The organism is Mesorhizobium sp. M0217, from assembly GCF_040321955.1.
Taxonomy (GTDB): Bacteria; Pseudomonadota; Alphaproteobacteria; order Rhizobiales; family Rhizobiaceae; genus Mesorhizobium.
Genome location: NZ_JAMYSN010000006.1, coordinates 101,484 through 125,577, shown reverse-complemented (window position 1 = coordinate 125,577; position 24,094 = coordinate 101,484). Strand labels below are relative to the sequence as shown.

Below are 24,094 nucleotides of genomic sequence, written 5' to 3'. Positions count from 1 at the left end.
GATGAATGGCGTCACGCTACCACGAGGTCTATGACGGCTGGAAACGCGACCCGGAACAATTCTGGGCCGCTGCCGCCGAGGCGATCGACTGGTATTCGCCGTGGACCAGCGTCTTCGATGCCAAGGCGGGCGTTTACGGGCGCTGGTTCAACGGCGCCACCTGCAACACCTGCTTCAACGCTCTCGATCGCCATGTCGCAGGCGGCCGCGCCGACCAGATCGCACTTATCTACGACAGCGCGATCACCGGCACGGTCAAGAAATTCACCTATGCCGAATTGAAGCGCGAAGTGGTAGCGCTGACTTCGGTGCTCAAGAACCGCGGCATTCGCAAAGGCGACCGCGTCATCATCTACATGCCGATGGTGGCCGAAGCGACGATCGCGATGCTTGCCTGTGCCCGCATCGGCGCGGTGCATTCGGTGGTGTTCGGCGGCTTTGCCTCGCACGAGCTCGCCACCCGCATCGACGACGCTAAGCCGAAGCTGGTCATCTCCGCGTCCTGCGGCCTGGAGCCTGGACGTGTCGTGGCCTACAAGCCGCTGCTCGACAAGGCGATCGAAATGTCCCGCCACAAGCCGGACGCCTGCCTGATCCTGCAGCGCGACCAGCTGCGCTGCGATCTGAGGGAGCATTACGATATCGATTTTGCCGACGCCGTTGCCCGCGAGCGGGCGGCGGGCGCCAACGTCGATTGCGTTCCGGTACTGGCTACAGACCCGCTCTACATCATCTATACCTCCGGCACGACCGGCCAGCCGAAGGGCATCGTGCGCGACAATGGCGGCCACATGGTCGCGCTCAAATGGACGATGGAAAACGAGTTCGGCGTCAGACCGGGCGAAGTATTCTGGGCGGCCTCCGATGTCGGCTGGGTGGTCGGCCATTCCTACATCGTTTACGGACCGCTGCTGCATGGTGCGACAAGCGTGCTGTTCGAGGGCAAGCCGATCGGCACACCCGACGCCGGCACCTATTGGCGGGTGATCGCCGAACACGGCGTTGTCGCGCTGTTCACCGCGCCGACAGCCTTTCGCGCCATCAAGGGGCAGGACCCCAAGGGCGAATTCGTGCCGAAATACGATCTGTCGAAATTCCGCACTCTGTTCCTGGCGGGCGAACGCGCAGACCCGGAAACCATCAAATGGGCGGAGCAGAAACTCAACGTGCCGGTGGTCGATCATTGGTGGCAGACCGAGACCGGCTCGCCGATGACCATCAACCCGGCGGGCCTCGGCCTGCTGCCGGTGAAATACGGCTCGCCCGGCGTGCCGATGCCGGGCTACGACATTCGCGTGCTCGACGATGCCGGCCATGAAGTGCCGCGCGGCACACTTGGCAATGTGGCGGTGAAACTGCCGCTGCCGGCCGGCTGCCTGCCGACGCTGTGGAATGCCGACGAGCGTTTCCGGCAAGCCTATCTCGAGGAATTTCCCGGCTTCTACAAGACGGCCGATGCCGGCATGATCGACGACGACGGCTACCTCTATGTCATGGCTCGCACAGACGACATCATCAATGTCGCCGGACACCGGCTGTCGACCGGAGCCATGGAGGAGGTGCTTTCAGCGCATCCCGATGTTGCCGAATGCGCCGTCATCGGCGTCGCTGACGCTATGAAGGGCCAGGTCCCGCTCGGCTTCGTCGTGCTCAATGCCGGTGTGTCGCGCGATACCGCTGCCATCGAAGGCGAAGTGGTGGGGCTGGTGCGCGAACGGATCGGCCCGGTCGCGGCCTTCAAGACCGTGGTGACGATCAAGCGCCTGCCCAAGACGCGCTCCGGCAAGATCCTGCGCGGCACCATGCAGAAGATCGCCGACAAGGAAGAATGGACGATGCCGGCGACCATCGACGATCCCGCCATTCTTGACGAGATCACCGCGGCGCTCAAAGCCCGCGGCATCGGGGTCTGACGGCCCCAGTGGCGTTGTTTCAGCGATCCCGACCTCCCCGGCCGGCGCCGCGCGAGCGCCTGGAAATGGATATGAACGACGCCGTCGTCTACGCGATCGGCGACGTGCATGGCTGCTACAAGGAATTGCTGTCGCTGGAGCAGAATATCCAGCTCGACGCGCTGCAATTTCGCGGCCGCAAGATTATCGTCATGCTCGGCGACTATATCGATCGCGGGCCGCAATCGGCGCGCGTGCTCGACCATCTCTTGGCGCTGCCGCCAACAGAGTTCCTGCGCGTCTGCTTGGCGGGAAACCACGAGGTGGCGATGCTGAACTATCTCGACGGCTATCTGTCGCGGGACCGCTGGCTGGCGGTCGGCGGCCGCGAGACGCTGTTTTCCTATGGCGTCGATCCGGCGCGGCTTGCCAGCCTCTATGCATCAAGCGACGCGGTCGACCGGCGCGTGAAGGAAGTCATCCCGGCCAGCCATATCGATTTCCTGCGCGGCCTGCCGGTCTTGCTCTGTTCGGATAAATTCGTCTTCGTCCATGCCGGTATCAGGCCGGGTATCGACCTGGTCGCACAGGATGAGCAGGATCTGCTCAACATCCGCGACGAGTTCTTCAACGCCGCCCATCTGCTCGACCGCTTTGTAGTGCATGGGCACACGCCGGTCGATATCCCCAGGCTTGACGGGCGAAGGCTCGGCATCGACACCGGCGCCTTTCAAAGCGGCCGGCTGACAGCGCTCAGGATCGCGGGTAAATTCGGCAAGCTGATCTTTTCCTGACCTGCCGTGCTTCTTCGTTTGAGCGTGATCCTTTCCGAAAACCGGATCCGCTTTTCCGGATCACGCTCCTTTTCAGGATCGCGCTCCGTTCAGGCGGCGGTCTTGGCCCGCACGTCCGATTTCTCCAGATAGTAGGTCGAATAGCGGTCGAAGAACTTTTCCGAGCCGCCGAGCGAGCCGTATTTCGGCAGCTTCTTCAGATCGACCTTGTTGAGCACGGCGCCGACGACCTTGCTTGCGACGTAGGGTTCCTGCTCCAGCAGCGAGCGCACCATGGCGCGCGGCGTGCGGCCCCATTCGGCAACCAGCACGAAGCCGTCGACCAGCGGCGCAAACGCCTTGGCGTCGACCACGGGGCCGAGCGGCGGCAGGTCGACGATGATGTACTCGAACGTCTCCTTGGCGTTGTCGATGAAGCGCCGCATGCCGGCCGACGACAGCAGCTCGCTGGTATGCGAGAACTGGCCACGCAGCACGGCCGGGATGATCGCCAGCTTGGTCTGGCGGTCGACCTTGCCGACCGACTGCCAGGTCTGGCCGTTGACCACGGCTTCCATCAATCCCTGCTCGGCCTCCATGCCGAGGTTGCGGCTGAGGCCAGGATTGCGCAGATCTGCATCGATCAAAAGCGTCTTCGAGCCGTTGGCGGCCAGCAATCCGGCGAGATTGGCGGCGACCGTCGATTTGCCTTCGCCTGGCAGGATCGAGACCACGCCTATGACCCGGCTGCCCTGCCCTTCCATAACGACGTCGAAGGCGATCTTGGCGTTGCGCAGCGTTTCGGAGAACATCGATGCCGGCGCATCGACGCTGACCCGCATGCGCGCCCGTTTCTCGGCCGCCGACAATGTGTTGGCGCCTTTGGCATCCGCCGCACCGCCGTCGGCGTCCTTGCCGAGCCTGCCGCCGATCATCGGCAAATAGCCGAGGAATTTGAGGCCGACGCGATCGCGAATGTCCTCGCCGGTCCTGAAGAAGCGCTCGTTGAACTCATTCAGGCCACCGAAGCCGGCGCCAAGCAGCACGCCAAGCACCAGCGACAGCGCCAGCACCCTGGAGGTGCGCGGGCTTGAGGCGGAAAGCGGCGTTGAGGCATCCGAGATGATGCGGACCTTGCCGACCGGGAAGGATTGCTGCTGCGAGGCCTCCTCGTAGCGGCTAAGGAAGGTCTGGTAGAGCGTGGTCAGCGCCTGCGCCTGCTGGTCGAGTTCGCGCAGTTTGACCTGGCTCTGGTTGTCGATGGAGCTCTTGCCGGCCGCGTCGGCGATCTTCTGCCTCAGTGAGGTCTCGCGTGAAAGCGCGACTTCATATTCATTGCGATAGCTTTCGGTCAGTTGCTTCAACTCGCCGAAAATCTGGGTCGACAGGTCGGCCTTTTCCTTGGCCAGCGCCACCGCCTGCGGATGGTCGGCGCCGAAATTGGCCGTCACGTCCTGCAGCCGCTTGGCCACTGCGAGATAGCGGGTCTTGAGCGTTGCAATGACGGAGCTTGCCGGCTGATCGCTTGAGATGGCGGAATCGTTGAAGGCATTGTCCGAGCCGCTTTCGACGATGGTCTTGTATTGCTGATAGCGGGCGCTGGCGCGCGCCGTATCGGCCTGCGCGACGATCAGTTGCGCGGTGAGATCGGCAATCTGCTTGTCGCTGATCAGCTGGCCGTCGCTGTTGGCGGCCAGACCATGCTCGGCCCTGAATTTCTCGACCGCCATAGCGGCCGCCTGTGAGTTCTGACGAAGCTCGGTCAGCCGGCCCTGCAGCCAGACCGCAGCGCGTTCGGTGGCGTCGAAACTGGCGTTGAGCTGGTCGGCGAGATAGGAGTCGGCATAGGCCTTGGTGATGGCGGTGGCGAGCGCCGGATTGGTCGACTGGTAACCGATGGCGAGCACATAGGAGCGGCCGTTGCGCTGCGCCAGCACCTCGCTCTGCAGCTTCAGCACGGCATAGTCGTGGCGCGCCGTCTGCATCATGGCCTGGCGTGTCGCCTCATCGACGTTTTCCATGCCGGGAATCTGCTCGGCGGAACTTGAGCGGAAATAGCCGATCACGCCGCGCACGAAGCCGATGCCCTTGACCAGCGCCGATTGCGGCGGGTTCATGAACTCTGCGTTCTGGTCGAGTTTCAGCTTGTCGACCACCACCGAGGCCAGCCGCGCCGAGGTGATGATTTCGATCTGGCTGAGCAGGGCGGCGTCGGTCTGCATGGTGACGGATGCAGCCGAGATGTCGTCGATGACCTTGTTCAGGCCTTCGTCGATCAGCACGCTGGCGACCGACATGTATTGCTTGGGCGTGGTCTGCAGATAGAGCAACCCCAGGAACAGGCCAATGATGGCGCAGACTGCCACCACCTTGACCTGACGCGCCGCCATGCCAAGCAGGCGCTCGACGTCGATGAAGTCTTCACCCTTTTCCTGATCGGGGTTGGGCAACGGCATCCTCTTGTCGAGAGGAAAGCTGGCATAATTCATCTTCGATCCAATTCTAGGTTACAGGCGCCGGAGCGAGACGGGGCACCTCGCCCGGAGCTGCGGAGATCGGGGGCAAGATATGCAACGCAAGCTTCATGCCATCTGGCGCCGGGCCTGAGCGGCCTGGCGTGCAGGCACGAGCCGCGCCATCGTCCAAACGCATATGCCCTCGAAAGATGGGCATTATGCGGCCACTTCCTGACGCTCATGCGACCGCACGAACGCCTGCAGCATTTCCAGCACAGGTCCCTTCATGTCGTCGCGCGCCAGCGCGAAGGCGATGGTCGCCTCTATGAAGCCTTCCTTGGAGCCGCAGTCGAACATGCGGCCATTGAAAGGCTGGGCAAAGAAAGACTGGCTTTTCGCCAGCCGCACCATGGCATCGGTAAGCTGGATTTCGTTGCCGGCGCCGCGCTGCTGGTTGCCCAGCAGCGAGAAGATCTCGGGCTGCAGGATGTAGCGGCCGTTGATGTAATAGTTCGACGGCGCATTGGCCGGCGCCGGCTTTTCGACCATGGCCGTGACCTCGAAGCCGCTGCCTGTCTCGGCGCCGCGCCCGACGATGCCGTATTTGCTGGTCTCGCTGGGATCACAGCGCTCGACGGCGATCACATTGCCGCCGGTCTGCTGATAGAGATCGACTGTTTCAGCCAGGCAACCTCGGCGACCGAACGACACCATATCGGGGAGCAGCAGGGCGAAGGGCTCGTCGCCGATGACTTCGCGTGCGCACCACACCGCATGGCCGAGACCATGTGGCGACTGCTGGCGGATGAAGCTGGTGGCGCCGGCCACGGGCAGCATGCTTTCGAGCGCCTCCAGCTGGGTCTTCTTGCCGGTTTGTTCGAGCGTTCCAATCAGTTCGGGGTGCAGGTCGAAGTAGTCCTCGATGACAGCCTTGTTGCGGCCGGTGACGAACACGATGTGCTCGATGCCGGCTTCGAAGGCCTCGTCCACCGCATATTGGACGACCGGCCGGTCGACCACGGGCAGCATCTCCTTCGGAATCGACTTGGTTGCCGGCAGGAACCGTGTTCCAAGCCCCGCCACAGGGATGACTGCCTTCCTGATTTTCTTCATCGCAAATTCCTTCTGAGCAGATCGATTTCAGCCTGTTGCAGGCCACGAACAAACGTCTTCATGTACTCGCCCTCCTTACCTCTCCGCGCCGACGGCAAACTGCGCCGCCACCCTTTTGAGGCGGACGGCGATCGGCATCGACATGTGCCTGACAGCCGCCGGATCACTTAGCGCGGTGCGTATCGCTTTCAACGGCGAACGCGCCTTGATGTGCTGGACCAGCGACAGGAACGATGCCGCCTTGCGCAGGCTGCGGGCGCGTTTGGCGAAGGCGGCCGCAGCAGCAGCGTCCATGGAATTGGTCTCGGCGAAGACCGCGTCGGCCTTGCGCATCGCCTCGATATGGTGAAGCTCGAGCACGCGCGAGATCGAGCCCGTGCGGATGTGGTAGATATAGCCGGTCGTCGGCTCGACGACGCATTTTCCGCTCTTGGCCAGCGCGTTGGCGAGCAGGATGTAATCCTCGCCTATGCTCAGACTTTCATCATAGCGAAGCCCGTTTTCGATCAGGAAACGGCGCTGGAAGATCGGCTTGAGATAGCCAAGGTTGAACGTGGATTCGAAAACGATGTTGCCAGCGATGTAGTCGGCGAGCGTGATTTCACGCAGGCCCTCCAGATATTTGGCGGGAAACATCGTCGCTTCGGCAATGCCGTCCTCGCGCACCACCTGGAGGTTGTCGACGGCGATTACAGCGCCCGCACTTTCGGCTCGCGCGATCATGGCGGCGAGCCGCCCGGGCAGGACGGCATCGTCGGAATCGAGCACCGCGACCCAGCGGCCTGTGGCGAGGTCGAGGCCGGCATTCCTGGCGCCGCCAGGGCCACGATTTGCCGGCAGCGCAACCACTTTGACGACATCTTTTGGATAGGCTCTTGCGACGTCGAGCGTGTTGTCGCGCGACTGGTCATCGGCGACGATGATTTCGACGCTGACATCGCGCTGGGCCATGGCGCTTGCGATCGCCCGGTCGAGCGTGGCCGCGGCATTGTGGGCTGCGATGACAAAGGAGACGTCAGGCTGCACGCTTGGCTCCTTGCTGCGGGGAAGACAGTCCGTATTGGCGAATTTCGCTGATACCGACCAGGCCGCTGACGACGCCGACATGCATGATGCCGCGCAGCACGCTGCGGTTGCGGCGGACCGGGCTAATCGCAGTCAACGCCGCCATGCCGAAGCAATAGGCGGCCTTGGCCGAGGCGAGGCCGACCTCCTTCGCCCGACGGACTGCGCCCGCATTGTGGCCAACAAGGTGGCCATGCGTCTGACCGAAGCGGAAGCGGCGGCGGCGCAGCCAGTCGAAAGCGGCTCGCGAACGCGGCACGACTTCCTCGACCAACGCCTCCGGCGCAAAGGCGATTCGACCGCCTGCCTTGACCATGCGGTCGAAGAATTCGGTGTCTTCGCCGCCGCTCTGGCCGCGCGCCAGGCTGAAACGACGGTCGCGCAAGCTGTCGGCGCTCATCCTCAAAAGGACGTTGCAGGTGTAGCCGGTGCGGATTTCGCCCTGCACCCAGACCGGCAAGGTCGAATGGAAATCGCCCTTGCGCATCCAGTCCGGCGCATCCGGGCGGTAGAGCGCCCGCACCGGACCGAGCACGGCCTCGGCGCCGCTTGTCTCCGCGATAGCAATCAGTTCGGCCAGCCATTGCCGGGAAGCGGTTTCATCGTCGTCGATGAAGGCGAGAAAATCGGCCGTGCTGGCATCAAGACAGGCGTTGCGGGCGACCGAGATGTTGCGCGCCGGGGCGTGCCGGTAGCGGACCAGGAGCTTCAATTCGCTCGCCAGCGCGGTCACCAGCGGCTCGGCGGTCGGCTCGTCGTCATTGTCGGCGACGATGACGCCGATGCCGAAACCGGCAGGCATATCCATGGCAGCGAGCGACCGCAGCGTGTCGGCCAGTTCCGGCCGCCGGAACGTGCAGACGCAGATGTCGATTCGGCGGCTGTCGGCGACCATCATGCCACCCCGCGCTGCGATCGCGAGCCGAGCAGTTGCAGCCAAAACCCGAGCGACCAGCCGAAATGCATGACCATCGCCGAAATGCCCGCCAGCACATTGTTGGGATTGCGCTGGCTGATGGCGGTCACAGCGCCGTAGCCCAGACAGACCGAAGCCCAGACCAGCAGCGGCACCGCCGCCAGCCAGTGGATAAAGGAAAATACCGCGAGAAGGACGACCGGCGCCACCAGCAGCGGGATCATCTGCCGAACTTTCGGGATCATGCGGTGCTTGAGCACATTCTTGGCGCGGCCGCGGCCATAGCCGAGATATTGGAAATACAGGCCCTTCAGCGACGAACGCGGATAGTAGACCATCTGCGTCTTGCCGCTCATCCAGATCCGGTAGCCTGCCCGGCGCAGGCGGTAGTCGAGTTCGGCATCCTCATTGTGGCTGAAGGTCTCGTCATAGCCGCCGACCGCGGTGAAGGCCGAGATCCGGATCAGCGCGTGATGGCCATGGTCCACCCATTCGCCGGCCGAGAAGTGCCGATGCTTGGAGCCGCCGGTGCCGAGCTTGGAATTCTGCGCCGCCGCGACCGCTTTCTGCACCGCGCCGCTGCCGCTGGTCAGCATCGAGACGACGACCGAATCGGCTGAAGTGGCGAGCGCCTCCTCGACCAGCCGGTCGCAATAATCGGCGGGATAGCCGCCATGGGCATCGATGCGGATCAGGTATTCGGCGCCGTCACCGAGGCTGGCGACGGCGAGATTGATCGCCGCGCTCTGGATACGTTTTGGGTTGTGCAGGAGGACGACCTGAGGGTCCTTGGCCGCAACCGCTTCGACAATGGCCAAAGTACCATCGGTGCTGCCGCCATCGGCAACGACGATGCGGGCGCCGAGCCTTAGCGCTGCCGGCCTGAGCTGCTCGAGCAACGCGCCGATATGGGCTGCCTCATTCAGGCACGGAATGACGATCAGGCTTGGCGGCAGCGCTTCGGTTTGCGTCATCGGCGCCTTTCCATGAACTGCACTTTTGTCATTGGTCATCCTTCAGGCCAGTGCCTCGGTGGCGAACGAACCAGGGGCAACCGCAAGGCCGCGCAGCCTGTCGACAAAGGCGCGGCAGTCGCTGCGGTCGTAACTCCAGGTTCGTGGGTTGCGGGCCAGCACACGCGCCTTGGCCTTGCCGAAGTGCTCCTGGTCCATGCGGCCGAGCGCGGTTTCCAGGATTTCGGGCGTGGCAGCAGAAAGCAGGATGCCAATGTCCTGCTGGTTGAGAAAGCGCCCGGTCTCGGTAGTGCCCACCGAGATCGGTACGGCGCCGAAGCGGCAGCCCTCATAGAGGCGGTTGGGCAGCAACCATTCCGAATTCTGCCCTTCCTCGAAGAAATCGATCGCCCAGGAAAAATGCACTTCGCCGTAGATCGCGGCCATGTCTTCCGGATTGCGGTAGGGGCCACGAAAGGAGAGATAGGGTTCGGCCTCGACAAAAGCATGGAAATCCGGGAATTCCGAGAGTGCCGGACGGCCCCGGAGGACGACCTCGAAGCGCCCGCCCTGACGGCGCGTGAAGTCGGCCAGCAGCTCCAGCGAGCGGCGGCAGCGCAGCGCGCCGAACCAGCCGATGCGCCACGGGGGTGCTGCAGGGTTTTCGGCCGTTGACCTGTCATCCAAGGCGATCGGCGCGGTTTCGAAGTATTTGTTTTCGACCAGTTCCACCGGTGCGGCGACCTGCCCGAACGGCTTGAAATAATTGGCGATGAAGGCCGGTGAGCTCGTCACCAGAAGCTTCACATCGCGGGCGAGATAACGCTCCGCTGTGCGCAGTGCTTTGCCCAGCATGTCATTGCGCAGCACCAGGCGATGGATGTCGAGGCATTCGTAGACGATCGGCACGCCGCCGCGAAAGGCGGCCTTGGCGCGCCTGGCCAGCGCCAGCATTTCCAGATTGCGCGCGATGATGAGGTCGGGCTTCGGCATCGCCGCAAGCTTCGAGCCTATCGACAGCGCCGCCTTGGCGACCGCCGCCAGACGCTGGCCGAATCGGCCGTCACGCGTCGCGCCGAGGTCGACCGGCTGCAGCCCCTCGACGTCGGGAACAGCATTTGTGGTCCGACGGAAGCCGGCCAACGTGACCCGCGCGCCGCCTGCCTTGAGCATTATGATCCGCCGGCGCACCGCCGGGTCGGAAACATCGTGCACAAGGTACAAGACATGCAGCATGAAAACTCGACCGCTGTTGGCCCACCCACGGGAATGCTAACCCAGCTTTTGCTGCATCGCAACATTTTTGGTGCGCCGTAGCATAAGTGCATGTTTTTTGTTGCACTGCAAAATTGATGCGTTACCCTCCGTCGGGCTTGAGCGCCGCTCTGACTGGTCACCCAGCCCGATGCAGCGATGAATTGTGACGCGAGCCGCATCGGGATCGTCCTGGCGTTGGTGTTTTCGGTCACCATGCCCGTCCTAGGCACCGCAGGCCCCGCCGCGGAATCTGCTGACGAAATGAGGTATCCCATGAAGATCGTCGTTGAAAACACAGTCTGCCTGAATACCGGGGATGCGGCGATTCTGCTGGCGATCCGCCACATTCTCAAGACGATCGTGCAAGGCGACGTGCGGTTTGCCGTCTTCGACAGCCAGCCCGAGGTTGCGGAACGACTCTATCCGAAGACGGATTATCCCGACCTCGAATTTCATAAGCTGCTGTCGGAATCCCTGTTCCGATACAAGAATGGCAGCGGGCTGAGGGACCGGTTCAAGCCGATCTACAATCGGCTCGTTCTCCAGGCCCTGCGCTGGTTTGGCAGCAGCGCGCTAGGCAATTTTTTCAGCCATCGCGACCGGCGCGGTCTCGATATCTACGCCGACGCGGACATGGTGGTCACCACAGGGGGAACCTATCTCGTCGAGAACTACAATCTCGAACGACGCCTCAATCAGTTCAGGCTGGATGCCGTATTTGGCAAAGATCCGGTCTTCTTCACGCAATCCCTCGGTCCGTTCGACAAAAGTTACAACCGCCAGGAGCTCGGCCCGATCTTTGACCGCAGCCCGCTCATCCTGCTGCGCGACGAACGGTCGCGGACCCATATCCGGAACTTGGTGAAGGATCTCGGCAAGTGCCACGTGGTGGCCGATGCCGTATTCGCCTTGGCCGATACCGACAGGATCGGCAAGCGTCTCGCTTCCAGCCAGCCGCCGGCGTCGACGGGCCGCGTCGCTATTTCGGTCCGCCACTGGAACTACGTCAGCGACGGTGAGGGCGGCATGCGCCGCTATCTGGATTCGGTCCGCGAGATCGCCACAATTCTTGTCAGGGACCTTGGCAAGGAGGTGACCTTCGTCTCCACGTGTCAGGGTGTGCCGAAATATGCCCATGACGATTCCAAGACCGCGCAGGCCATCGTTGCCGAGCTCGATCCTGAGATCGCCAGCCACGTGACGGTGGACGCTTCGTTCCACACGCCGGACCAGTTGATGGCGCTGGTGAAGGGCTTCGACTTCGTCGTCGCGACGCGCATGCATATGATGATCATGTCGCTTTGCGTCGGCACGCCGGTGCTGCCGATCGCCTACGAGTTCAAAACCAAGGAAGTGGCCAAGCGAATCGGTGTCGACGATGTGCTGCTCGACATCGACACCGTGACGCCCGAAGAGGCGCGCGAAAAGCTCGGCCGGTTTGCGGGAGATCTCGACCGCTATCGCAAGACAAGCCTTCAGGCCGTGCTCGAAGAACATGCTTCGGCAATGTCGGCCACAAACCTGCTGGCGCCGCTGTTCGCCGGCCGCTCAGCGGATATTGCGCGCGGCGTTGGACAGCGTGGTGAACAAAGCGCGTCGCGACTGCGGGACGGCAAGCATGAAAACGAGACCGATGCCGTAGTTGAGGGCAAGCGCCAAAAAGACCGCGAGCAGGTCTGACTGGCCCGTTAGAGACGCCGGCAACCACAGGTACAGGAAGCAGGCAAGCAGGGACGAGGCGATGAAAAGCCCCTGCATGAGCAGGAAGTCGACGGCGGTCACCGGACCGACGCGATGGACCAGTAGCGCCAGCACGGGAACGCGCAGCACGTAACCGCTGATGGCATAGGCCGCGGCAACGCCGACGGCGCCCCAGTGCAGGCCGACGACGAAGGCAGCGACGGTCGTCAGCGACGAATAGATGCCCCAATGGAACATGGTCTTCGTCTTGCCCTGACAGATGAATATCCATCCCGTCGTGCTTGAAACGGACTGGACCAGGCTGGCGATGCCCAGCCAGGCAAAGATCGGTGCGACCGGTGCCCAGCCCGCGCCGAAGAGAAGTCCGACGATCTGATTGGAGGTCAGCGTCAGCGCCGCGATGCCCGGCATGGTAACGGCCGCCAGCATCCAGTTGGTGCGCACATAGATATCGCGAAAGCGGGCCTTGTCATCGTGGATGCGGCTGAGCAGCGGCACCATGACCCGTGTCAGCGGCTGGTTGATGTTCTGCAGCGGGAACAACAGGAGCTTGTAGGCGCGGTCGTAATAGCCGAGTTCGATCGCACCGGAATATTTTCCGATGAGAATGTTGTCGAGATTGCGCGAGAAGAAGTTGGCGAGGTTGAAGCCGGTCAGGTTCGCGCCGAACGACAATATATCGGCATCGACCTTCAGGTCCGGCCGCAAAGGCGTCCAACGCGCCACCAGCCAGGCGGCAGTCAGGGCGATAGCTGCCGAAACCGCCGGGCCGATGACCAGCGACCAGTAGCCCAACCCCGCATAGGCCGCGATCGCGGCGGCCAGAAGTCCGGCGGCGGCGCTTATCACGTCGTTCAGTGCGAGCTGGCCGAACTGCAGGTGCCGGTTCATCAACGCCAGCGGCACTGCGGCGAGACTGCCGAGAAGCAGCGGCAGGGCGGAGCCAAGGGTGATGCCGGACATACGTTGATCGCCATAGAACGCGGCGATGGCAGGCGCCAGGCCGGCCACTACCACGGCACTGCCCAGCCCGACGAGCGCGCTGATCCAGAACACCTGGTTGAGCTGCTGGTTGCTGATGTCCTTGCGCTGAACCACAGCCTGCTGCAGGCCCAGATTCTGAAGCAGCCCGACGAAGGCGACGATCGGCCCGACGGAAGCCACCAGACCGAAATCCTCGGGGACGAGCAGACGGGCCAGCACGATGACGGAGAGAAACTGGATCGCCATCTTGAAGCCCTGGGCGCCGATGGTTACCAGCCCGCCGCGCAGGGCGACACGACCGAACTGGGGGGGCGGATTGGCGTTCATGCAAGCGACCTCGTTTCGCCAAGCCGCATGGCGATTTCCACGAAATGTTGGTTCTGCAGATCGGAGTTGAACTCCGCCTCGATCTTCTTGCGCGCCGCGAGAGCGATCCCTTCACACGGCTTCGGATTCTCGGCGATCCAGGCAAGCTTTCCGGTCAGCGCCGCAACGTCCCGCTCAGCCACGAGAAAACCCGTCTTGTGATCGTCGATCAGTTCAGGGATCCCGGAATGATATGTGCTGACCACCGTCAGGCCGGCGGCCATCGCTTCCATCAGCGAAACCGGAATGCCTTCCAGATCGCCATCGCGGGCGCCGACGCTGGGCAGCAGGAATACATGCGCATCGCGCAGACGCTGTTTGACTTCGCTGTGCGGCCGGGGCCCAAGAAAATTCACCCTGTCGGCAATGCCGAGCTCTGCGGCGATCCCCTTCAGCTGCTCGAGAAGTTCTCCGCCGCCGATCACCGAGTAGATCCAGTCTCGCCGCGGCAGGCCAGCAAGCGCGCGAAGCGCATATTCAATGCCCTTCTTTTCGGTCAGGCGGCAGACCGAGATGAAAGAGAGCGTAGCCTGCTCCCATGAACGCCACCGATAGTCGATGTCACTCGGCCGCACCCCCATATGGTGAACCACAACCTGCTCCGGCGATGCACCGACCTCAATCAAGGCATCGCGGAAAAACGCATTCACCGGCAGTTGAAGAACGCCCTTTTCGAACACAATTTTGTAGCGCGCGAGCGTATTGTCATGCAGCGGTTCGCCGACATCACGGCCGTGAAATATCGTCACCAGGGGAGCGGAAATCCTCCCGCGCTTGATGGCGCGGGCCACGCGCATGCCGTTGTTGCCGAAATGGGCAACGATGACGTCGGCGCCCTGCAGTTTTCGCGCATGAGCAATGTCGATGGCGGTCGAGAGCTTGTCCCAGAACCTGCCGGACCACTTCCTGAGCAGCGGGCGATAGCGACCCAGGCCACCCCACCAGCATACGACCTTTCCTGGCAGCGCCTGCCAGCGCGGATCATCGATGTTGCTGTCCCTGCCGAAGGACGTCTCGTTGCAGACGACGCCGACTTCCATGCCGCGCTCAAGGCATCCGGCTATCTGGTCGAGAACAAAGGTTTCGGACAATGAGGGGAACTTGTCGACTACGAAGCAAATCTTCATCGGCAGGATGCGCTCGTGCGGAGAGCCGGTGTGCCCTTGACAAAAGCCGGGCCGAAAACAGGGTGCCGGAGGCACAAGACATGCAGCATGGAACTCTACCGCTGTTGGCCCACCCGCAGGGACGTTAGTATAGGTCTTGCTGCACTGCAACATTTTTGGTGCAGTGTAGCAAGATTTCCCTCGGCTTGGCGTGTCTGCCGATCAAACGCAGAGCAGCAGTGTCAGCCGGCAGATGAAGGATCCGCCAAGCCCTCGGAAACCCCGACATGACCGGCAGGTTCATGCGCAGGGCTCGATGTGGCCAGTTGGGTAACGATCTGCGCAAAACGTTCATTCAGAACATCTGCGTTGAACTCGTCCTCGACTTTGCGGCGTGCGGCAAGCGCGATACGCTCGCATTCGGTCGGGTGCTCCCCGGCCCAGGCAAGCTTGCCGGCAAGCGCTGAAATATCTCGCTCGGGCGCAAGCAACCCCGTCTCCCCATCCTTGATGAGCTCCGGGATTCCCGAATGATACGTGCTGACCGCAATCAATCCGGCGGCCATGGCCTCCATGAGCGCGACCGGAATGCCTTCCATATCCCCGTCGCTGGCAGTGATACTTGGCAGCAAAAAGAGATGCGCCATGCGAAGCCGTCTTTTCACCTCTGCGTGAGGGAGGCTGCCGAGGAATGTTACGCGACCAGCCAAGCCCAGCTCTACGGCCAGCTTCTCCAGATTCATCCGCAGAGGACCGTCGCCAACAATGTCGTAACGCCAGTCTAGCTGCGGCTGGGAGGCCTTGAGAGAGGCCAGGGCTCGCAAGGCGAACTCGACGCCTTTCTTTTCGACCAGGCGGCAAACCGTCGTCACGACCAGTTGGGTGCCTTCCCACGATTCCCAGCGATAGCCGATTTGGCGGGTGTCAATTCCCATATGGTGGACCGTCGTGCTCGCCTGGGACAGGCCGGCTTCCAGCAGCATCGTGCGGAAGTAATCGTTGACGGGCAGGTTCAGGGTCCCATGCTTGGTCAGCCCGGCATATTGTGTCGCGAGCACTGCCTGCCGCGCCGGGATCGCCACGTCCGCGCCGTGAAAGATGGTTATGATCGGTGGTTTGAGCACCTTCCATTTCTTCAGTGCGGCTGCTCTCTCGCCGTTCTGTCCGAAGTGGGCGACAATCACGTCGCAGCGGTTCAGGCGGCGTGCAAAGGCGATGTCGAGAACGGTCGAGGCCTTGTATCGCAGACGCGGCGGCAGACGCTGTACAAATTTGCTGATTGCAGCGGCCCATCGCCACCAATGTCGGGTTCTGGCGAGCAGCGTCGCCATCGGCTCGCTTTGCCGGTCAATTCGGTGGTCACCTTGCATCTTTTCGCAGACCACTTCGACCTGAAAGCCCCGCGCCAGCAGCCCAGCCATCTGGTCCACGACGAAGGTTTCCGAAAGCAGAGGGAATTCGCCGACGACAAAGCCCACGCGCATGACCCGCCCATAAGGTTGGGGCTTGCTCGGACCAAGCGGTCCATATCGCACAAGCCCTAATGTAGACAGGCAGAATACACGTTGATTGCTGCAGTGCCACAAAATATTGCACTGCAGCAATTAAAAGTGATCCGGACGGGCGCACGACGCCTGGACCTGGCTAACGGGAACTTTGCGCGACCACGGTCGTGCAGCGTCTCAGCTGAACTGCAACACGACGCGTTTAGGCTGCGCGCTCCAAACCGACACGTCTTGCGCGGTCGAGAACGCCCATGAACGTTGCGAATTGGCTGTCGGGGTTCATTTGCCGCCGCTCCGAAAACTGACGTGCTGTCGCTGACAGCCGCTTGTACTCGGCCTCATCGCTCCACAGCCGCCTGATCGTTGCGACCCAGTCGGCGAGCGGGGCGTCGTAGTCCAGTACCACGCCGCCGGCGCCGATCGCTTCCGGCAGACCGCCGCGCCGCGAGCCGACCACGGGAATGCCACTACAATGCGCTTCCGAGGCCACCCGGCCCCAGGCTTCTTCCCATTTGCTGGGCGCAAGCAGGATTTTCGTGCGGCCGTAGACCGTCTTCATGTCGCTGGTGCGGCTTTCCAGCATGACGTTCTGGAGGGGAGAGATTGTTGCTTCGATCCGGGCTCGATGATCGTCGTCGAGCTTCCAGCTTTCGACGAACAGGAACGGGATCTCGGGACAGGCGGCGGCAATGCGCACCGCAAGATCGAAGCCTTTTTCCTCATATGGATTGATGAGCGTGACAAATTCACCGGTCGTCGGTGTGCTGTAGAACGCGGGATTGATGGTCGGCGGAATAACCGTCGAATCGATATCGAATTTTGCCTTATAGGCGCGCGCGGTGAACTCGGAGTTGGCGATATAGACCGCCGAATGGAGCTCACGCAGATCGCCGGCCAATTCGTCGAATTCGACATTCCTCAGATAGACGGTCAGCGGCACGCCAAGCCTCTGCAACTCTCTGCCGATCGGCACCGAATTGTGGCACTGCACGACCGCGACATCCGGCCTCAACTTTTTGACGGCGAAGCCGGCCGCTTCCCAGGGAAACCACGCCCGTACAACCGGATAGCCCGGGAAATTGTCGATGACCGCGCGCTGACGAAGGAGCTTCATCTTGGCGCGCGCCCTGAAGCCGAACATGCCGTCGCCGAACAGCGCTGCCAGAACGGATGCCTCGTGACCATTTTCGCGCAATTGCTCGACCAGGTGGTGGGTGCTCGACTGGACGCCCCCGCTGAATTGCGGCGTGTAGCCGGTGCCGCCTGCAAACAGAACTTTCATGAACCTGGCTCCGCGTTGTGCCGCCCTGCCTTCACGCCGCCATCCTGCCGATCGAGAAATACTCGATGCCGTGACGGGCGATGACCTTGGGATCATAGAGGTTGCGGCCATCGAAGATGACCGGCGTGGTCAGGGCATCCTTCACCGCGTCGAAGGACGGGGCGCGGAAACTCTTCCACTCGGTGGCGATCAGCAACGCGTCGGCGCCGCGCAACGCCGCCTCCTTGGTGCCGCACAAAAGCAGATCGTCGCGCAGGCCGTAGATGGCCTGGCATTCCTGCATCGCCTCGGGATCGTAGGCCTGCACATTGGCGCCGGCCTGCCACAGCGCCTCCATCAGGACGCGCGCCGGCGCCTCGCGCATGTCGTCGGTGTTGGGCTTGAAGGCGAGGCCCCAGAGCGCGAAGGTCTTGCCCTTGAGACTGCCCTTGAAATAACGGTGCACCTTGTCGAACAGCACCGACTTCTGGGCATTGTTGCGCTCCTCCACGGCGCGCAGCAGCTTGGCGTCGAACTTGACACCTTCGGCGGTCTTGATCAGCGCGCGGACATCCTTGGGGAAGCACGAACCGCCATAGCCGAGGCCGGGATAGATGAAGTGGTAGCCGATGCGCGGATCCGAGCCGATGCCCTTGCGTACCTCCTCGATGTCGGCGCCGAGCTGCTCGGCCAGATTGGCCATTTCGTTCATGAAGGAGATCTTGGTCGCCAGCATGCAGTTGGCGGCGTACTTCGTGAATTCGGCGCTGCGCACGTCCATCACGATCATCTTCTCGTGGTTGCGGTTGAACGGCGCGTAGAGCTCGCGCATCACCGCCTCGGTGCCCTCGCTGTTGGTGCCGACAATGATGCGGTCAGGCTTCATGCAGTCGGCGACGGCGGAACCCTCCTTAAGGAACTCAGGATTGGAAGCGACGTCGAAAGCCAGGTCCTGGCGCCCGCGCGCCTTCAGCGTCGCGGCGATTTTGGCCTTCACCTTTTCGCAGGTGCCGACCGGCACGGTCGACTTGCCGACGACGATCTTGGGACCGTCCATCTCGCGGCCGATGGTCTCGGCCACCGCCAGCACATATTTGAGGTCGGCCGAACCGTCCTCGCCGGGTGGCGTGCCGACCGCAATCATCTGGATCTCGCCATGCTTGACGCCGGCGGCGGCATCGGTGGTGAACTTGATGCGGCCGGCGGCGTGGTTCTCCTTGACCAGGGCCTCCAGTCCCGGTTCGAAAATCGGCACCAGGCCCTGGTTGAGCCGCTCGACCTTCTTTTCATCGACATCGACGCACACCACCTGGTGCCCGACCTCCGCAAGCACCGCGGCCTGCACGAGACCGACATAGCCAATTCCAAAGACCGTCAAATTCATTCGGGTTAATTCCTGTTCACGCCCTTTGGCCTTATATGGCCGGGCCGGTTCAGATCTACTTTATGCTGCTTACACTGCATGCCAGCGATTCCGGAAACTGGCACGGCTGGCCGAGCGCGGTGAAGGCCACGCGCTGCACCTGCATCGTCACCTGGCGGCCGGGGTCCGAAAAGGCGCCCATCCAGTTTTTCAGCGTGTCGCTGCCCCAGAGGCTGAAGAATATCTTCTGCGAGTGGGTCGGCAATTGCTCGGGATTGGTCACTTCCTGGACCAGCTTGCCGTTGACGTACCAGCGCAGCCGGTCTTTTTCCCAGATGAAGGCATAGTCGTTGAAGCCCTTGTCGGCGCCGCCTTCGACCTCGGCCAGCTTCTCGTTCTTGGGTTTGCCGGCGATGTAGCTGTTGACCTGCACCTTGGACGCGTCCTTGGTCAGCACCTCGAAGTCGATCTCATACCAGGGCTGTTTGTCGGCAGGGCCGATATAGGTGAAGAAAGCGGCGTTGAGACCGGATCCGGTGTCGGTCTTCATCCGTGCTTCATAGGTCCCATAGCCGAAGCGCTGCTTGGTCTGGATCTCGGCGCAGGCGAACTCGCGGTCCTTCAGTTTGCGCTTTTCGAAGCCGAGCGTCAGCATGTTGTCGGAAAGTTTTACCAGGCTTTTCGACCAGGTGCAGTTCTGGTGATTGCCGTTCGACCAGCCGTCGGAGACATACCAGCGCGAACGATCGAAACTCTTGAAATCGTCGACGAAGGACGGTGCGCTTTGCATCTCCGGGGAGGCGTCCTGGGCGCGGGAGGGGTGCGCGGCGCCGAGCAGAGCTGCGGCTGCCGCCAACAGAAGCGCACCAACGGATAGAAGACGCGGTGGGAATACAAGACGCATTGGCCGATTTGGCCGCGCGGAAATCATGGCATCGATTGCCGCCATGGGCGTCGTCTTCGGATCTGCGTTCATATCAATTCACCTTTGTGCTGTTCCGCCCCAACCCAAAGTCACCGATTGGCCCACATTGCTAACGGGCCGATCCCGATCCTCCGTCCCCGAACTTTCTCTTCTGTGTCTCGTGTGACCGTGTTCAGCCGAAGCGACCTGCGGATTCGACATATTCGCCGTGCGAATCAAAACCATGGCCATTCTCGCCGACGATCGCGTCGAGCGAATGACGCAGCTCCTTCATCCGGCTCGTCTGGCGCACCAGCTCGGCGATGCGCTGTTCGCAGTTCAGGATGGACTTCGTCAGCTCGCCGACTTCCGACAGCTTGCTTGCCGACGCCGAGCCGTTCTCCATCGACTCGACCAGGAAGGCCGCGTTGGTGGACTTCGACCGGTAGCGGGCCTCCAACCCGGTCTTCTCGGCCGCAATCTCGGCCGTGATCTGATCCAACAGCTTTGCCAGACGGTCGAAACGCGCCAGATCGGTCTGCTTGTCGCGCGCTGGGTCCCTGGACCTGAAGCCGAAAATTGAAGCCATCCGGTTGGCCTTCCAAAATTGCTGCACCGCAACATACAGTGCCATCGTCGGGGCGTGTAGGCAACCTCCGAGTTTCAGAAAGGCAATTTTTTCAGCCTTGCGGCCGCCGTCCCGGACTTGGCGGAGCCTACTTTTGCGCCGCCGTGCTGGTAGCGGCCATGAGGAAGCGCAAGGGCGGCACCGGCTGCTGCCGCGGGGGCAGACCGGCGTGGCGAAACAACGCATAGAGCTTGTCGGCGGCCACGCCGACAACGATGGGAATGAAGTTCGACTGGCTGGCCAGCGCGTAGGCGGCGGCAGACGCCATGCCGCGCTCGGCCTTCACATCGAGAAAATTGCGCAGCCGGTATTTGTCACGCACATGCCGCTCGTGCTTGCGCAGCAGGGCCTTGGAGCCTTCCGGCAGGCTGTCGATCTTGAGCAGTGCCAGATCCGCATCGGCGAGGCGCTTCAGATCCTGTGTCTTGTGGCGCCCGCTCAGCGAATCGGCGCGCACGATCGCGCCATAGCCGCAGGAACGGATGACCTTGAAGCGTGCGCCAAGGGCAAAGGCGCGGGCGTACAGTTCATAATCTTCGCCGAGACGCAGGTTCTCGTCGTAACGCAGCCCATGCCTGTCGAGGAAAGCTCTTGATATCACCGGCTTGAGAAAGCCGAGTTCGCCGCGCTGGACACGCCGTCTGGAGATGTTGCCCTCGATGAACCGCTCGAAGTCGAGGAATTCCGGGTCCGCCGAAAAGGACGGGGCGACGATCTTAGAGACGTCGGTCGCCGTATCGTCACGGATCAGCATGATGTTGTCGGCGGCGAAATCCCAGTCGGTGCTGGCAAACAGCTGGCGAAACCGTCCCTGAAGGAAGAAATCGTCGGCGTCGAGAATGCTGATGAAAGGCGATTTCGACCCGGCAATGGCGGCATTGCGAGCGAAGGACGGGCCGCGATTGACGTCGAGCCGGATGACCGAAAGCCGACCGCTGCCATCGTCGGCAGCGCTGGCCACTTTTGCGGTGTCGTCGGTGGAGGCGTCGTCGACGACAACGACTTCCGCCACCTCCGGCTCGCGCAGCGCCGAGGCGATGGCTGCGGGAATGGTCCGGGCCGCGTTGCGCGCCGCGATGATCACGCAGACCCGGGATTCTGTCATGGACATAGGGTGGCCTTTCGATTGCATAAAGTGTCGCATTGGTCCCTCGCCCTCCCGGCGCGCGGCGCCGGACCCAGATCCATCCCCCGATCCATCCCCAGCGGATCGGGACGGAACGTTATCTGCCTGCTGCATGACGACCCTCATCGTCACCGGCTTTCCCGCTCGAAAATCCGCCGGCTGAGGTCGGCTGACGCGGCCCAGCCGGCCTCGGTCAGGTAGCGGACAGGTTCGCGGCCGCACAATTCCCACAAAACGGTGCGCCGTTGCGGCCATCTGAGCGACGACAGCCACGGCGCGATGACCATGTGGAACAGGTCTTCATTGCCGATGCGTGACAGGATCCTGGTGGCCCGATCCGACAGCAGCGTGCCGGCGCCACCAAGCAGCACATCGGCGGCGCGCAGGCCCAGCAGCAGGGTGTCAGCCAGCCCCTGCTCGGCCGCGTAGTCGAGCACAGTCTGCTGCTCGGCCTCGCTCAGCCGACCGGCAGCGGCCCGGATATCGCAGACATAGCCCGCGCATGGCTCGCGGTTGAACAGCGCCTTTGCGACACTGATGCAGGACAGAAGCAAAGTGTCGGAGGCCGAGATGAACGGCACGCTGGAGCCGGCGATCGCAAGCGCGCGCTTGCGGCGCAGGAACCCTTCCGTATCGCGCGGGCTGGGCGATCCCGGCTGCTGGAGCCGGTAATGGAGATCGACGGTGGACAATTTCCGACCTTGGCTGCGAACCATGTGCTGCTCGCCCAGAAAGCGCACCCACCAGACGGAGCGGGACTTGCCGGCGACCTCGTAGCCGATCGAGCGCAGCGCATCGCGAGCTCTAAAGAAGCCGGCCGGCGACACCAATATGTCGACATCTCCGGACGGCTTCATGAAATGGTCGCCATAGAGCAGTTGCTGCTGGAGGGGGCCCTTCAGGAAGACGAAATCGATGCCGCTGCCGCGCAGCGCCTTGTCGATGGCCATCGAATCCATGATGCCGGACGAGTTCATCGCAATCGTGCGCCGGCGATAAGTGTCGAGCCACTCGAGCAATCCCGGCGGCGTCTCGCCCGCCGGTGGGCGCGACAGCGCCTTCAGCATGAAGGTGGCGACCTTGTTCAGCCTGGCGATATCGCAAACATCGGCAACGGAGATGGCCGGTGCAGGCGCGGCGCTGGGGCTCGCCCTGGAGGCGAAGAACAGCCGCAGGCAAGCCTGCACATAGGCCACTTCGTCGGCGCAGCCAGCGGCGCGCAACCTTTCGAAGGTCCCTTCCTGCAATGCCATATGCTGCAGCATCTCCGCAAAAAATTCGCCAGGCGCGTTATATTGCAACTGCGAAGCAAAGCATCGCCAAATTCATGCGCCGCGTCCAGTTTTTCCTTTGGCGCCAATTTTCCTGCAACCTGAACGTTTCGCAACACAGTCCTACAACGAGATGCAAGGCGCCGCCTGATCGGGGCTTGTGGCGGGTACGTCAGCAACAATTTTGTGGGAATGCGCCAGCGCCCAAGTGAGGAGCATTCGAAGGAAAACTTAACGTAATTAAATCAGATACTTAGTTGATGGCCTCGGACACTCTGCTGAATTCTCCTGGGATGTGAAAATGCAAAGCGCTTTGATCACCATTGAAGGGAGTCGCAACCGAGAATTGATTAACGGCTGGTAAATCAGGCTTGACTCATAAATGCTGCCATGCAGCTATTGCGGTGCAGCAATAGCTCGCTGCCGGCAATCGACAGGCCGCTTCCAGTCCACAAGTGGAGAGTAAATTGGAACAGAATGTTGAAAAGCATGAGTACGAAACCCCTAGCCTGACGGTCCACGGCTCGATCGAGACCATCACGCAAGGCGGTAGCGGTACTACGGCACTCGACGCCTCGTTTCCGGCACATACGCCGGTCGGCGAACTCACCTTCTCCTGAGTATTCTCTCGTTGGGGTGACAAAGTCCGGACTCTGCAAACAGAGCGCACTAAGGAGAGTCGGGGGTCAAACCCCGGCTCTCGCGTCTTTGTCCGGAATTGCCGAAGCGTTGGTTGTGAGCGAGGTTTAGGATGGACTGGAACCCCACGGACCATGATCGGATGAGCGCGAGCAAGGATGCCGTGGCCTGCGAATTCGGCAACGGCCTAGCGCTGCTCGATATGAGGTCCAACATCTATTACAGCCTGAACGGCGTCGGCGCCTATATCTGGGAGCTGATCCAGGAGCCGCGGCCGATTTCCGAAATCCGCAGCGCCGTGCTGGATCGCTACAATGTCGATCCGGAACGCTGCAAGGCCGATGTCGATGGATTGTTGAAGGGCTTGGCGGACGCCGGGCTTGCGAGGCTCCATGATGAGGAACTTGTCTAGAGCTTTCTCACTGAGCGGGCCGGAGATGCTCTTTCTCGCCCACTGCCTTGCGGTGGTCGTGTCGGTGCGGCTGGGGCTGACGCTGCTTTCCTACAACAAAGTGCGCCGCATGGTGACCCGGCTCGACGCGCGCGAACCAGCCGACATCGGCGATCTCAGGCGTGTCGCCTGGGGCGTGGCTGCGGCTGCCCGCCTGGTGCCTGGCGCAAGCTGTCTGACCCAAGCGCTTTCCGGCCAATATTTGCTTGCCCGCCAGGGCAACGCCTCAAAAATCCGCATCGGCATCGAGCGCGATACCGGCACCGAGTTGAAGGCGCATGCCTGGCTGGTCAGCGGCGACCATATCGTGCTCGGCGGCTCGCTTGGCAGGTTTAACCATCTCGTCGACCACGGCCAGTGAGCG

At 62.3% G+C, this 24,094-nt stretch carries 20 protein-coding genes and 1 pseudogene; 6 read left to right on the top strand and 15 right to left on the bottom strand.

The window, feature by feature from the left end; translation table 11 throughout:
* Positions 1-5 precede the first annotated feature (5 nt).
* Both NKJ18_RS12930 and NKJ18_RS12925 read left to right on the top strand, forming a co-directional pair.
* On the top strand, positions 6-1,913 hold the full coding sequence (locus tag NKJ18_RS12930) for a propionyl-CoA synthetase (RefSeq protein ID WP_352758352.1): 1,908 nt from the start codon (positions 6-8) through the stop codon (positions 1,911-1,913).
* A gap of 71 nt (positions 1,914-1,984) precedes the next feature.
* Positions 1,985-2,686 (top strand): metallophosphoesterase family protein, encoded by a 702-nt coding sequence (locus NKJ18_RS12925; protein WP_352758350.1) that lies wholly within the window; start codon positions 1,985-1,987, stop codon positions 2,684-2,686.
* Between the two features lie 89 nt (positions 2,687-2,775).
* Here the strand turns inward: NKJ18_RS12925 and NKJ18_RS12920 are convergent, their stop codons facing one another.
* From NKJ18_RS12920 to NKJ18_RS12895, 6 genes are all read right to left on the bottom strand, one after another.
* Positions 2,776-5,154 carry a polysaccharide biosynthesis tyrosine autokinase gene (locus NKJ18_RS12920; RefSeq protein ID WP_352758348.1) on the bottom strand — a complete coding sequence of 793 codons (2,379 nt, stop codon included), beginning with the start codon at positions 5,152-5,154 and terminating at the stop codon, positions 2,776-2,778.
* A gap of 183 nt (positions 5,155-5,337) precedes the next feature.
* Positions 5,338-6,234, bottom strand: coding sequence for a UTP--glucose-1-phosphate uridylyltransferase GalU (gene galU, locus NKJ18_RS12915; RefSeq protein ID WP_023668795.1), 897 nt, complete (start codon positions 6,232-6,234; stop codon positions 5,338-5,340).
* A gap of 75 nt (positions 6,235-6,309) precedes the next feature.
* Positions 6,310-7,260 (bottom strand): glycosyltransferase family 2 protein, encoded by a 951-nt coding sequence (locus tag NKJ18_RS12910; protein WP_023668796.1) that lies wholly within the window; start codon positions 7,258-7,260, stop codon positions 6,310-6,312.
* On the bottom strand, positions 7,250-8,197 hold the full coding sequence (locus NKJ18_RS12905) for a glycosyltransferase family 2 protein (RefSeq protein WP_023745205.1): 948 nt from the start codon (positions 8,195-8,197) through the stop codon (positions 7,250-7,252). The genes NKJ18_RS12910 and NKJ18_RS12905 overlap by 11 nt, the downstream gene beginning before the upstream one ends.
* The gene (locus tag NKJ18_RS12900; protein ID WP_023711254.1) at positions 8,194-9,189 is read right to left on the bottom strand and encodes a glycosyltransferase family 2 protein; all 996 of its coding nucleotides are present in this window, start codon (positions 9,187-9,189) and stop codon (positions 8,194-8,196) included. Before NKJ18_RS12900 ends, NKJ18_RS12905 begins: the two co-directional genes overlap by 4 nt.
* Before the next feature lie 42 nt (positions 9,190-9,231).
* Positions 9,232-10,404 (bottom strand): glycosyltransferase, encoded by a 1,173-nt coding sequence (locus NKJ18_RS12895; RefSeq protein ID WP_352758346.1) that lies wholly within the window; start codon positions 10,402-10,404, stop codon positions 9,232-9,234.
* A gap of 177 nt (positions 10,405-10,581) precedes the next feature.
* Here NKJ18_RS12895 and NKJ18_RS12890 point away from each other — a divergent pair.
* Positions 10,582-11,748, top strand: a pseudogene (locus tag NKJ18_RS12890) (polysaccharide pyruvyl transferase family protein); the annotation flags it as partial.
* A gap of 225 nt (positions 11,749-11,973) precedes the next feature.
* On the opposite strand, the gene NKJ18_RS12885 reads toward NKJ18_RS12890, so the two are convergent.
* The 9 genes from NKJ18_RS12885 to NKJ18_RS12845 form a co-directional block, all read right to left on the bottom strand.
* The gene (locus tag NKJ18_RS12885) at positions 11,974-13,437 is read right to left on the bottom strand and encodes a lipopolysaccharide biosynthesis protein (protein WP_352758344.1); all 1,464 of its coding nucleotides are present in this window, start codon (positions 13,435-13,437) and stop codon (positions 11,974-11,976) included.
* Positions 13,434-14,567 carry a glycosyltransferase gene (locus NKJ18_RS12880; RefSeq protein WP_352758343.1) on the bottom strand — a complete coding sequence of 378 codons (1,134 nt, stop codon included), beginning with the start codon at positions 14,565-14,567 and terminating at the stop codon, positions 13,434-13,436. Before NKJ18_RS12880 ends, NKJ18_RS12885 begins: the two co-directional genes overlap by 4 nt.
* A 257-nt stretch (positions 14,568-14,824) precedes the next feature.
* Positions 14,825-16,066 (bottom strand): glycosyltransferase, encoded by a 1,242-nt coding sequence (locus tag NKJ18_RS12875; RefSeq protein WP_352758341.1) that lies wholly within the window; start codon positions 16,064-16,066, stop codon positions 14,825-14,827.
* A gap of 223 nt (positions 16,067-16,289) precedes the next feature.
* Positions 16,290-17,369: a glycosyltransferase gene (locus tag NKJ18_RS12870; RefSeq protein ID WP_352758339.1), complete on the bottom strand. Its 1,080-nt coding sequence runs from the start codon at positions 17,367-17,369 to the stop codon at positions 16,290-16,292.
* A 31-nt stretch (positions 17,370-17,400) separates the two neighbouring features.
* Positions 17,401-18,732, bottom strand: a complete 1,332-nt coding sequence (locus NKJ18_RS12865) for a UDP-glucose dehydrogenase family protein (protein ID WP_023668805.1) — start codon at positions 18,730-18,732, stop codon at positions 17,401-17,403.
* 55 nt (positions 18,733-18,787) lie between these two features.
* Positions 18,788-19,687, bottom strand: coding sequence for an endo-1,3-1,4-beta-glycanase ExoK (exoK, locus tag NKJ18_RS12860; RefSeq protein ID WP_352758338.1), 900 nt, complete (start codon positions 19,685-19,687; stop codon positions 18,788-18,790).
* A 121-nt stretch (positions 19,688-19,808) separates the two neighbouring features.
* Positions 19,809-20,204: a hypothetical protein gene (locus NKJ18_RS12855; RefSeq protein ID WP_352758336.1), complete on the bottom strand. Its 396-nt coding sequence runs from the start codon at positions 20,202-20,204 to the stop codon at positions 19,809-19,811.
* A 127-nt stretch (positions 20,205-20,331) separates the two neighbouring features.
* A complete protein-coding gene (locus tag NKJ18_RS12850; RefSeq protein ID WP_352758334.1) occupies positions 20,332-21,354 on the bottom strand; it encodes a glycosyltransferase family 2 protein in 1,023 nt (340 codons plus the stop codon).
* 143 nt (positions 21,355-21,497) lie between these two features.
* Positions 21,498-22,622: a nucleotidyltransferase family protein gene (locus tag NKJ18_RS12845; protein ID WP_023711260.1), complete on the bottom strand. Its 1,125-nt coding sequence runs from the start codon at positions 22,620-22,622 to the stop codon at positions 21,498-21,500.
* Between the two features lie 485 nt (positions 22,623-23,107).
* Between NKJ18_RS12845 and NKJ18_RS12840 the strand changes: the two genes are divergently transcribed.
* The 3 genes from NKJ18_RS12840 to NKJ18_RS12830 all read left to right on the top strand — a co-directional run bounded on the left by NKJ18_RS12840 (position 23,108) and on the right by NKJ18_RS12830 (position 24,091).
* On the top strand, positions 23,108-23,260 hold the full coding sequence (locus NKJ18_RS12840) for a lasso RiPP family leader peptide-containing protein (RefSeq protein ID WP_023684233.1): 153 nt from the start codon (positions 23,108-23,110) through the stop codon (positions 23,258-23,260).
* A gap of 161 nt (positions 23,261-23,421) precedes the next feature.
* Entirely contained in the window at positions 23,422-23,691 is a 270-nt protein-coding gene (locus NKJ18_RS12835) for a PqqD family protein (RefSeq protein WP_245261370.1), read from the top strand.
* Between the two features lie 25 nt (positions 23,692-23,716).
* Complete coding sequence (locus tag NKJ18_RS12830) at positions 23,717-24,091, top strand: lasso peptide biosynthesis B2 protein (protein ID WP_245263585.1); 375 nt, start codon at positions 23,717-23,719, stop codon at positions 24,089-24,091.
* Positions 24,092-24,094 lie beyond the last annotated feature (3 nt).